Here is an 11,650-nt window from a genome sequence, read left to right on the forward strand (position 1 = left end):
GGGGGTAGGGGGATGTAATAATATAATAGGGGGGTAGGGGGATGTAACAATATAATAGAAGGTTAGGGAGGATGTAACAATATATCTGCGGCTAAATGTGATATAACAAAGGCATTGAGAGAGGTAACCATGTCAAAAAGGAGGTAGATCAATTAATAAAATAATTAACTAAAAAATTAACGATTAATCATTAATCATTAATGATTAAATTTGTACTTTTGTCCATTCAATGATTTACAAATGAGTTTATTGGTAAATAGACAAATTAATTAGAATGAAGTACTTATTCTCTATATACTTGCTTTTTTATACCTCTCTTGTCCTTTCCCAACCATTGTGGGAGCATAGAGCCTTGCAGTATAACCAATATAGTATCGGTAGGGACTTCTTCAATATCAACCAGCCCTTACAGGTAAGCTCCGAAGGCGAATTACTCTTCTCTCCTGAGGAAAATGTCCTCTATGCGCTTCATAATACCGAAGTGGAAGAGTATTTCAAAGGGGAGGAAGTGGGGGTTTTCCTTAAGAAATTCAAGATACAAGACCAACTCTTCTTCGGATTTAGCGAAAGTATCTACACCGGTAGTAGCTACGAGAAGCTCCACCCCCAGAAAGTAGGCTATGTAGGGGCGCGTTACTCTCATTTTATACAAATCGACAAGCTCATTTACTTCACTGCCATTGCTCCTTCAGAGACAGCCTATAAGCTCATGAGCTATGATGGGCGTTATTTCCAGGAATTGGAGGAACATAACTCCTTCGTCTATGCCCTTCCTATCAAGAGTGTCCCTTATCGCTGCCTGCTGGGGGAGGATACCACCGATATCAAGTGCCTTGCCGCGGGGGGGGAGGCGCAGCTATTTCCTTGGGCTTTTATACCGCTCTACATGCGCTCCATAGGGGATTTCTACTTTATCAGACCTGAAAATAACGGCTTGTTTCACTATGCGCGCACCCTTACCACTAAGGTGCTTCCGGCCAATAAAAATGAAAACAAGAACTTTGGCCGCTATTACCTCTACAACGATGGGAATGAGCTGATATTGTACGACTTGGAAAAAAACTTGGAGCCAATAGCGGTGACCACGACCATCCGCTCGGCTTATTATAAGGCTTTTTCCGAGGACTCCCAAAGCCTCTATTTGGGAAGTAGCAACCAGCTTACCCGACTATTTACTTACCTGAAGACTTACCCGCGCCTTTACAACGATACCAATACCGATCGCCTCTTTGCCTTGGCTTTGACTCCTTCCGGGAAGTTATGGGCAGGAAGTTACAACGGAGGCTTCTCTGTTATTGACGGAACGCAACTCTTCAAAAGTCCTCTCAAGAGCCTCCAAATGGACTACGGTGCCCTTCCTATAGGGGAAAAAGTACTCTTTAATACCTCTCATAAGGGCTTGTTCTTATTTCATTCGCCTACCGAGTATACTCAGGTGAACGATACCATCATCTCTCAGTTTAGCTTCCTCTCTTCCGACAAGATGGTCTACACCGCCATTCAGGAATATGGACTGGCGGCCAAGAGCCTCGAACAGCTCGAACAAAAACACTTCCCTTGGAGACAAATCACTAAGAAACAAGGACTTACCCTGAACCACTGTCAGGCTATAGCCGAAGATAGCAAAGGGTATATATGGACGATCTCCATGCAGGGAATAGCGCGCTACAACCCCAAAACAGATAAGGCACAGACCCTCTTGTTCGACAAGAAACAATCCCCCCTACGCGGCTACGCCTTACTCAGTGACTCCTATGGCACCCTTTGGCTCGGTGGGGAAAAGGGACAACTCTATTACCACCAACCCACCGATAATCCACAGCTGGGAGCCAAAGACTTCCAACTGCTCCAGCATCCTTTGCTCCTGGGCAACGACCGTCCTATTGTCTTTCTACACCAGTGGCAGGATTACCTTATAGTAGGAATAACCAACAAACTGCTGGTAGTCTCCCTAAGCCAATTCAAAAAAGGAAAGGCCAATGTGCGCTACCTCAATCCCTATGCTATGAACCTGCAAGACCCCTTGGAACGTACCTGTGTGGCCAGCAATCCCAAGGATGACCACCTTTGGTTTGCCTCTTCCAATATGCTCTTTCAGTGGAATATCGCCCAATGGCTCGCCCTGCCTTCCTATAAGGCCGAACCTACCCTGAGTATCAATACCGGTAAAAATAGCTATAAAACAAGGGTAAATGATCCGATTTCCTTAGAGGTCAATGAGAACTCTTTTGAAATCAAAATCCATTACCAGACCCGGGACAACCTCCCCCGATACGTAATCCCTGCCCTCTATAGGGAACACCAGCAGGAGGCCATCGAGCAGGGAAGCCTTACTACCGATACCGATTATCGCTACCAAAACCTCTCTGCCGGGGATTATGTCTTCTCCCTGACCGTCTGCCAAAATGATGGCTCTTATACCATCTTTCAGTATCCTATCCATATCAAAAAATCTATTTGGCAGAATACTTACTTTTGGCTGGTGATGATCCTCATCCCGGCCTCTACCGGCTTCTACTTGCTCTATAATATGAGGCGTATGGATAAGCAGGATAGGGAAATCGCCTTGCTCACTATAGGAAACCTCGGCAAGCAATTCCGCCCACACTTTATGCTCAATGCGCTCAATAGCCTCGGGGCGGAGCTCTATGACAACCCTCATGCCGAGCGTATTATCTCTCATATAGGGGAAAATATCTCTATCATGCACCGCTATTCTCAGGATCAGACACCTTTTATTCCCTTCAGTCAGGAGTGGAAACTCACCGAGAATACCATCGCCATACAGCGGGAGATATTCCTGCCCGACTTACAGGTACAGATCGAAAATATCGAGGCCATCCCTCCCGATTATCGCATGCCTATGGGTATCATGCAGGTCATTGTCGAGAATTCCCTCCTCCATGGCCTCCGCCATAGGGATACCCCTCCGCAGCTGCTGCGCATCGCCTTTTGGGAGCGAGCCGATATCTATGGAATCAGTATCTCCGACAATGGGGTAGGGGTGGCCGCTTCCAAAAAATATGCCGGCGTACAGCGACATGGCACCGGACTGAAGAATATCCAGCGTATCCTTAAAATACTTGACAAGCATTTTGATGATGCGATCACCATCTCTATGAGCGAAAAGGATAAAAATGACCCTAAATATCCCGGAACTATTACTATTATACAACTCAAAAAATCAATTAATTATGAAAAAATCAACCTTTAAGTATCTTGTCATTGAGGATGATAAGAGTATATGGAAGAATATCTCCGCTCGTATGCAGAAATTTATCCAGTGGAAACCGATCCCTTTCACCGATAGCCTTCAGGAGGCTATCTCCCTGATTGATGCCCACCACCCCGACCTGATCTTCTCCGACTGGAGTATCCGAGGGGGCAACGCCTATCCTATCTTATCACATATACACCAAACCAACGGATATACACCCTATATCATATTCTTTACAGGCTACCAAGGGGAAAACCCTGAAATCCCCCAGATTGTGTTCAATGAGTTTCCCTTAGTGAAAAAATACCTCGTAAAGCCTATATTTCAGCAACTGACCGAGAACCTCTCCCAGTATATCTTGGAGGCAGAGGCGCTCTCCGAAGGCGAGGACGAAACGCCTGTTTTTATCGAAAACTATCTCAAACAGCAGGTGCGCATCTTCCCCAAGCAGATCCTTTGCTTCCTTCAGGACGAAGAAAACCCCCGTCTGAAAGTACTACATGCCCTTTCAGGACAAAATATCCACCTGAAACAAACCTGGGAAGAAATCCACCGCTTCTGCGCCCAGCACCAGCTCTCTATCTTCGTAGCCAATACCCGAAAGGCCATCGTTAACCGAGAATATATCGTCCGAATGAACCGTCCTTTCCTTTGGCTCGAGGGGGGACTCCGTATCCAAGTATCCCGCGAACAGTGGCCTTTGCTCACCCAAGAAGCCTAAAAAAGCCCCCCTTTTTACCTTTCATGTACAAATACGAACACTTCATGCGCGATTTCGCACTTTTCTCTTGACATCTGCAAAAAAACTACTACCTTTGCAACGTCAAACAGAGGGAACGACTTCTGATACAGTAATTAACAGAAGCCCCTCGCAGTCCTAAAGAATAGATTTTTTTGCGTTTTTTATTTTAGACAGTAAGGAATAAAGCACCTTACAAAAAACTAAACCCAAAACTATACTTGTAGCAAGGTGCTTAGTTCTTTACTGAACAACAGGACAATTGAAAAGAAAGTTTTCATCTCTTTATATAGTAATTAGATTTTTTGTGTTTTTATTTTAGATTAGAGTAAGGAGATAAGTCTCCCTAAAAGAGGCTTATCTCTCTCCTCTCTAATTTAAGAAGAAGTGATGAGACAATTTAATATTCGGCAATTCTTAAATAAACCAATACCAGTAGAATGAATTAGTGATCATTACCTTTTATTTATAGTCTTTTGAAATGTGATGTCCGCCTAAGCAAGGATTTTCGTGAAACAGACAACTATTTTTTATCCCTAAACTTTCATAAGACAACTAAACAAACATTATATCATATATCATTGCATAGCTAAAGGTTATAAGTAAAAGGTAAGTAATTCACTAAAGAAGTAAGTATTTTAAAATTAAGTGCATTTTTTCATACAAGAAAGGGGAAAGGGCTGTTTCGTGGTAAGCAGTCTTTTCTTATTTTTTTCCAGTACTGCCATAGCCGCCTGCCCCTCGTGCAGTCTGGCTGAGTTCCTCTACAAGAACAAATTCGGCTACTTCATGCCGAGCTATTACCATTTGGGCGATACGCTCCCCATTGGCTACTTCAAATGCTTCATCTGACAGATTGATTAGCAATACCGATATTTCACCTCTGTAATCGGCATCGATAGTCCCTGGAGTATTCAGCACCGTGATCCCATGCTTGAGTGCTAAGCCACTGCGCGGACGTACCTGCGCCTCGTACCCCAAGGGTAGCTCTATATATAGGCCAGTAGGAATGAGCTTGCGCTCCATAGGCCTAAGAATAACAGTCTGCTCAAGGTGCGCCCTTAGGTCTACACCTGCGGACCCTTCAGTCTGATACGCCGGCAACGCATGTCCCGAACGATTGATGATTTTTATTTCCATACTTTATAGTTGTTAGTCGTTAGTGATTACCTTCCACGTTTTACCTTTAGCACAGCTACAATGGCATAGGAGAGAAAGAACCCACTTCCTACCCATATATTCCTATCCAATACATAGAAATATAGCAGCGAGAGCCCTGTGGAAAGCCCCAAAAATCCTCCAATAGCCTCCCACCGATAGGGGATAGGGTATTTGTGCTGACCGATCCACCATGAGAGTCCCATCATCCCTCCATAGGCCAAAAAGGTCGCAACAGCAGCACCCATATACCCCCACAAGGGAATAAGGCTGAGGTTGGCCACTACGGTAATCACCCCACCTACCACCGAGATAAGGGCGCCCCAATGGGTGCGATCACTTACCTTATACCATACCGACATGCTGTGGTATAACCCCAAGCAGAGATTGGCCATCAGTACAAAAGGTACAATCTTTAGCCCTTCCCAATAGGCCTTATTAGGAATGAGCAACCACTTGAGCTGGTCGATATACACACAGACAAATAGCAGGATACCACCGGCAAAGATGCTGAAATATTCCGTGACCTTCGCATAGGTCTCTGGGGCTTTCTTGTCCCCAGAACTGGAGAAAAAGAAGGGCTCCACCCCCAGCTTGTAAGCGGTGATAAATAGGGTCATGAACACGCCCATCTTATAGCAACCCGCATACAGCCCCACCACCGCATCGGCTTCCCCTGCTGGGTAGAGCATACGGATAAAAACCCGGTCAAAGGCCTCATTCACCGAAAAAGCCACCCCTGCGATCAGAATAGGAAAGGCATAGCGAAGCATCGTCCTCCATAGCTTCGGATCCCACCGAAGGCCTATCCGCTTGTATAGGGGCAACATATACACGAAGGTCAGTAGGCTGGCGATGAGGTTGGCCATGAAGATATATTGGGTCTTGTCTTCTATAAAAGTGAAGGTAGGTAGCTCATAGCCTGAGCGTTCCAGATAAGGAAAGTAAAGCAGAAAAAGCAAGTTCAGCCCTAAGTTAATACTCACATTCCCTATTTTGATCAGCGAATAGTGTAGTGAGTGCCCTGCATTCCGCTGCCAGGCAAAGGGAATGGCCACCAGTGTATCCAATACCAAAATCCAAACGGCATAGCGAATATAGATCGCGGGGTACCCCAGCCAATAGCCGATATAGGTGCTGCCAAGTAGGCCAATGACCAAAAAGGCAAGCGAACTCACCGCCAGTGAGCGAAGGCTCGTCGAGGCAACCCTCGAGGGATCTTTCTCCTTATTCATAAAGCGGAAAAAGGCCGTCTCCATCCCATAGGTCAGCAGCACATTGCCCAAGATCATATAGGCAAAAAGCCCCTGATAGAGCCCGTATTGTGCCTGAGTAAGCGTCTGCGCACTGGTGTGCAAGGGGGTTAGCACCAAGTTCAGCACCCGTGGCATTACCGTAGCCAACCCATAGATGGCCGTATGCTTAAATAATTGCTTTATACTCAAGTGAATTTGTTTTTAACCGCGCAAAGGTACGAATTTAATTTGATAATTTGCCAATGAGCTAATGAGCTAATGAGCCAATAAGTCAATTGGCAAATTGACAAATTGACAAATTGACAAATTGGCAAATTAAATTATTTTCTTGACTTTTCCTTCAAAATGTTGTATCTTTGCCCCCATTAGTTATTGTTCACTATTCACTGTTCACTATTCACTTAAAAGATGGTTATCGTTGATTTCGCCTTCGAAAAATATCCTTTCATTGTAGCCACAGTCTTGGCTATCATTATCTATTTTATAGTAAAGCGCTTTACCGACTCCTTAGTAACGAAAATGGGAGCCAAGTCCGAATTCCCAAAGGCACGTACCCAGCTGGTCAAAAAGTATATCGATGTCCTACTGGGGGCTTTGCTCCTTTTGGTGCTTATCTCCATTTGGGGGGTAAAGCCCGACCAGATATTCCTTTTTATCTCTTCTATCCTAACCTTAGTGGGCGTAGGTTTCTTTGCCCAATGGTCTATTTTGAGCAATGTCACCGCTGGGATCATCCTTTTCTTCTCTTTTCCCTTCAAAATAGGCGACCGTATCCGTATTATGGATAAGGATTTTCCGATAGAGGCCGAGATCAAGGACATCAGTTCCTTCTATACGCTACTCAAAACCGATTCAGGAGAACAGATTTCCATACCTAACAACCTTTTATTACAGAAAGCTATTGAAATTATAAAATGAAACTACAGATACAATACACGGCCAACCCTGCCATTATCAAGCTCGAAGCTCCCGAAGTCTTAGTCAAGGGCAATTACCAATATGAGCGTGATACACCTGTTACAGACTCGCCTTTGGCGCAGCAACTGCTCCAACTGCCCTTTGTCAAAACGGTCTATTTCTCGGCCAATTTTATTGCCTTGGAGGCCTTGCCTATTGTCAAGTGGGAAGAGGTGGCCAAGGAAGTAGCTCAGCAGGTGGAGCACTACCTCACGGCAGGCCAACCTATCATCGCCCAAGTGACAGCTCCCCAAGAGGAGGCACCAGCTCCTAAGCGCATTCCTGTTACTATCTATGTGGAGAGTACGCCCAACCCTATGGCGATGAAGTTTGTGGCCAACAAAAAGCTCGTCAGCCGTGTCTATGAATATAAATCTGCCGAAGAGGCGGTAGAGTCTCCTTTGGCGACCGAACTCTTCAAGCTACCTTATATCAAGGAAGTCTTCTTCGATAGCAATTATATTTCTATCATCCGACAGCCCAGAGTATTATGGGAAGATATCATGATGGAGCTCCGCGAGTTCCTCCGTCTCTACCTCATGGAGGGGAAACAAGTGGTCAAAGTCTCTGTAACCGAGCAGGATAGGCCAAAAGGCTTACCCTCCTTGGGAGATGTGTATTCGAGAAAGATTGTCGCTATTTTAGACCAATACGTAAAGCCTGCGGTCTCCAGTGATGGCGGTAATATACAGTTTGTCAGTTATGACAAAGCCACCCAAGTAGTTAAGGTACTCCTCCAAGGCGCCTGCAATGGCTGTCCTTCCTCCAAGCGTACCCTAAAGCAAGGTATCGAGACCATCCTGCGCGAGATGATGAAAAACGAGCAGATTACCGTCGAAGCAGTTAATTAGTCACTAATGACAAGTGATAAGTGACAAGTGATAAGTGACAAGTGACTAACGACTAATCCATTATGGTATTAATCATTAGTCACTTGTCATTAGTCATTTGTCACTAGTCACTAGTAGTTAGTCACTATTTAATGGATGCCTCATAGATACTTTCTATAGAGTCAGCAAGGGTTTTGTTGAACTCAGCATCGGATTGTTGGGCAGAAAGGCCTTCAGAAAGGGCACGAGAGAAGCTGGCGATCACGCCGTGGTTTTGTGCCAATATTTCGTTGGATTTTTCGCGGGAATAACCACCTGAGAGGGCTACTACACGCACCACTCTTGGGTGCTTGGTAAGCGGTTCATAGAAGTTAGCTACAGTAGGGAGGGTGAGCTTAAGCATCACATCGGAAGTAGCAGGAAGTTTGTCTAAGTGTTTGAGGATTTCCTCACGGAGAATAGCCTCTGCTTCAGCTTTGTCAGCAATATTGATATCTACTTCAGGCTCAATGATAGGAATAAGGCCAGCAGCAATGATCTGGGCAGCTACTTCGAACTGTTGGTCTACGATACGGGCGATACCTGCCTTAGAGGCTTTCTTTACTACCGAACGCATCTTAGTACCGAATACATGGTGTTCGTTGGCTCTTTTGAGTAGATCAGCAAGGTTGGAGATAGGTTTCATTAGCTGTACGCCATCTTCATCCAAGTTTTCAAGTCCTTTATCTACTTTTAGGAAAGGGAGGATACGTTTTTCTTCCCAAAGATATTCAGCGGTATATTTGCCGTCAATCTTGTTATCCATAGTTTGTTCAAAAAGGATAGCTCCAAGAATTTTGTGCTCATTGAAGGCAGGACTTTTGATAATGCGGGTACGCATCTGGTGGATAAGGTCAAACATTTCGGCATCGTTCTTGTAGGCGCTTTCCTCCACACCATACAGTTTCAAGGCTTTAGGAGTACTTCCTCCACTTTGGTCAAGGGCAGCGATGAAGCCTTTGCCGTTTCTCATTTTTTCTATTTTTTCTTTCATGATAAGTAAATATTTAAAAGAACCCATGGGCACCAACCCATAAAGTTATTACATTTATGATGTCACAAAAATACGATTTTTTTCGCTAAAAACCAAAGAATTTTTCACTTTTCACCCACATACCCAGCTCCAAGTATTCGCGGGCTTTACTCTTCACTTTTCACTCTTCATTTTTCACTGTATTGCATACGTCCTTCTCTTCGCTGACAAGCGAGAGCTTCTTATCTGTATATTTATAGCAGTACTTCCGATTTTTGTCCTTGAAGTAGTAATAGGTAGGAGCTGCTTTGTAGGAGAGGTATAGGTTCATATCCATAGTATTGCCAATATAGCTAAGGCTTTGGTAGTCCGTGAGGTTCCTGATACAATGCCGACCTAAGATAAGCCAATCCTGAGTAACATATCCTACCCCTATATCCCTCACAGGGGAGCTAAGGGGTAGCTCGCGAGTGACTTTAATAGGGCAAAAAGGGTGGTTTTTGAACCCTTTTATGTCTTCTATCCACCGAAGGTAATAGAAAACCATTTTACCATCTATAAGAACAAACTCTTCGCCCGGATGAGTGGTGTTATACCTTTCACTCTCTGAGAGTATCTTTTCCTGTAACGGACTGATTTCCATAGGAAAAAACCGATTCTCATAGACTACATAATAGGCAAGACCATCGTAATAAAAGAGATATTTGGACAAGAAGGAGTCTTTAGGCATCTCAATAATACGCAATTGCTGAGGATTCTTTACGGTTGAGAGGTCTATCGGACGATTATAACCATCAAGGTCTCGGTGGTAATAATGGGAATAGTCTCTGTAGTACTTCCCGTCCTTTTGGAGCAAATCCAGCGACACCTCGTAGGTTATATCTTCTCTGGGAATGATAGCAAAGCCTTCACAGAACCACAAGCGCCCCTCATGGAAATCCCAAAAAGCGCCTTTATTGTGTGTCTTCTGTCCATAACGAACAAGCGTTCCTTCGGTGAATTTTCGGGTGAATCCTTCGCTAGTAAATTTCTCTGTATAATCATTTAACCGAGGAAAGTCATACTTAGTTATATAGAAAGTATCCTCATCATATAGATAATCACATAGGTAACCATAAGAGCCATAACCGCCCTCTACCCAACATACCTTTTGAGCATCCAATCCCTCTACAACCTCAATACTTCTCTCCATATAGCTCTCTTCTCGGTACATATATACCTTATGGGTGTCCTTTAGGAGTGTTTTTGTCTCAGAGGTATGTAGGACAACCACATCTTGGGTAGGAAAGTCGGTGAGGACTTCTTTAGTAATCTCAATAGGATCTTCGTATGATGAGCGCTTAGCATAGTCAAGATAATACCAAGTTCCTTGGGTGAAATAGATGTGTCCTCTCGCGATTACCTCACTCACTTCTTGGGTGGGAAATAGCGGGATTACTTTCGCTTCCTCACTATGGTATCCCCAGATGTAGTAGTGATAATCCTCATTGGCAACTATAAGCCAATCTCCATCATAGTTAATCATTTGTACCCCACTAGGACTGATAGGTACCAATGTCTTAGTACAAGATAAAGAGGTAACCCCATCACCTATGGTATATTGAGTAATCAGATATACCTTTTCTCCCTCCACCTCCACCGAGGCTTCCCAAAAGAGCGGAGGACTTTCTCCCCCTACCTCCACAAGGGGCTTTCCATATACCCATCCAATGGTGAGGAAGCTAAGAAAATAAAAGAATTTCATATCAATGATTAATATACCGGCAGGGGATTTGTAATATAGTTACAGACTTCTTTGTAGGCCTGATTCTTCCCACTTAAATAGCGTGGTTTTATGAAATAGGGTCGTATCAATACTTTGAAAATGAAAGCATTTTGATGCTGAATTTTCTGACTTTATGGTATAAATGTACTCGTCATAGGTGCTAAAAATCTCATCTTTATGCTGTGCAAAATCGTCTTCTTCGAAATCATTATTCCAACAACAACTTGTACTCACTATCAATTCAACTTTTTGAAGCAGACTATCCTTAAATAGAAATCTTTTTTGAGATAATATTTTTATAAAACCTTCTTTTTCTTCAATCTTAGTGATATAAAGACTATCATTATTGGGAAAAATTTCTAAATCTTTGTAAGCATTGAATCCTTTTTGAATATCTTTAATCGTAGATGCACCTAATACAAACGATTTTTCATGGATAAATCCCTTACATAAGCCTTTATGATGCATTCTTATACATGATAAAAATGTAAATGGAATCAATATACATATAGCTATAATTATTTTTCTATTTGAAATCTCCATTATATGTTTTTTTGGGTAGCACCCTCCGCCAGCGCAAACTTTTCACGCTTCACTATTATATCTTGTAGCTCCCATAAAGAGCCAAAGGCTCTACTAATAGTAGGCACGAGCTGCAAGAAATGCGCCAGCAAGGGGCCTTTTTTCTCAAACACAAAATTACTAATTTTCGGAAT

10 protein-coding genes are annotated in these 11,650 nt (G+C 43.6%); 4 read left to right on the forward strand and 6 right to left on the reverse strand.

What is annotated here, in order from left to right; translation table 11 throughout:
* Nucleotides 1–274 precede the first annotated feature (274 nt).
* Both HMPREF1551_RS12855 and HMPREF1551_RS12860 read left to right on the forward strand, forming a co-directional pair.
* Complete coding sequence (locus HMPREF1551_RS12855) at nt 275–3,214, forward strand: histidine kinase (protein WP_021629617.1); 2,940 nt, start codon at nt 275–277, stop codon at nt 3,212–3,214.
* Nucleotides 3,195–3,938, forward strand: coding sequence for a response regulator (locus tag HMPREF1551_RS12860; RefSeq protein ID WP_021629618.1), 744 nt, complete (start codon nt 3,195–3,197; stop codon nt 3,936–3,938). Before HMPREF1551_RS12855 ends, HMPREF1551_RS12860 begins: the two co-directional genes overlap by 20 nt.
* 723 nt (nt 3,939–4,661) lie before the next feature.
* Here the strand turns inward: HMPREF1551_RS12860 and dut are convergent.
* Complete coding sequence (gene dut, locus HMPREF1551_RS12865; RefSeq protein ID WP_021629619.1) at nt 4,662–5,096, reverse strand: dUTP diphosphatase; 435 nt, start codon at nt 5,094–5,096, stop codon at nt 4,662–4,664.
* A gap of 26 nt (nt 5,097–5,122) precedes the next feature.
* Complete coding sequence (locus tag HMPREF1551_RS12870; RefSeq protein ID WP_034544748.1) at nt 5,123–6,559, reverse strand: lipopolysaccharide biosynthesis protein; 1,437 nt, start codon at nt 6,557–6,559, stop codon at nt 5,123–5,125.
* A gap of 219 nt (nt 6,560–6,778) precedes the next feature.
* On the opposite strand from HMPREF1551_RS12870, the gene HMPREF1551_RS12875 reads away from it, so the two are divergent.
* Together HMPREF1551_RS12875 and HMPREF1551_RS12880 are read left to right on the forward strand one after the other, a co-directional pair.
* Nucleotides 6,779–7,288, forward strand: a complete 510-nt coding sequence (locus tag HMPREF1551_RS12875; RefSeq protein ID WP_021629621.1) for a mechanosensitive ion channel domain-containing protein — start codon at nt 6,779–6,781, stop codon at nt 7,286–7,288.
* Nucleotides 7,285–8,178 carry an iron-sulfur cluster biogenesis protein NfuA gene (locus tag HMPREF1551_RS12880; protein ID WP_021629622.1) on the forward strand — a complete coding sequence of 298 codons (894 nt, stop codon included), beginning with the start codon at nt 7,285–7,287 and terminating at the stop codon, nt 8,176–8,178. The genes HMPREF1551_RS12875 and HMPREF1551_RS12880 overlap by 4 nt, the downstream gene beginning before the upstream one ends.
* Before the next feature lie 124 nt (nt 8,179–8,302).
* Here HMPREF1551_RS12880 and HMPREF1551_RS12885 read toward each other — a convergent pair whose 3' ends face one another.
* From HMPREF1551_RS12885 to HMPREF1551_RS13770, 4 genes are all read right to left on the reverse strand, one after another.
* Nucleotides 8,303–9,190, reverse strand: a complete 888-nt coding sequence (locus HMPREF1551_RS12885) for a fructose bisphosphate aldolase (protein WP_034544763.1) — start codon at nt 9,188–9,190, stop codon at nt 8,303–8,305.
* Nucleotides 9,191–9,350: 160 nt separating this feature from the next.
* Nucleotides 9,351–10,913, reverse strand: a complete 1,563-nt coding sequence (locus HMPREF1551_RS12890) for a hypothetical protein (RefSeq protein ID WP_021629624.1) — start codon at nt 10,911–10,913, stop codon at nt 9,351–9,353.
* 39 nt (nt 10,914–10,952) lie between these two features.
* A complete protein-coding gene (locus HMPREF1551_RS12895; protein WP_021629625.1) occupies nt 10,953–11,477 on the reverse strand; it encodes a hypothetical protein in 525 nt (174 codons plus the stop codon).
* Complete coding sequence (locus HMPREF1551_RS13770; protein WP_021629626.1) at nt 11,477–11,629, reverse strand: hypothetical protein; 153 nt, start codon at nt 11,627–11,629, stop codon at nt 11,477–11,479. Before HMPREF1551_RS13770 ends, HMPREF1551_RS12895 begins: the two co-directional genes overlap by 1 nt.
* Nucleotides 11,630–11,650 lie beyond the last annotated feature (21 nt).

This window comes from Capnocytophaga sp. oral taxon 863 str. F0517, from assembly GCF_000466425.1.
Classification (GTDB): domain Bacteria; phylum Bacteroidota; class Bacteroidia; order Flavobacteriales; family Flavobacteriaceae; genus Capnocytophaga.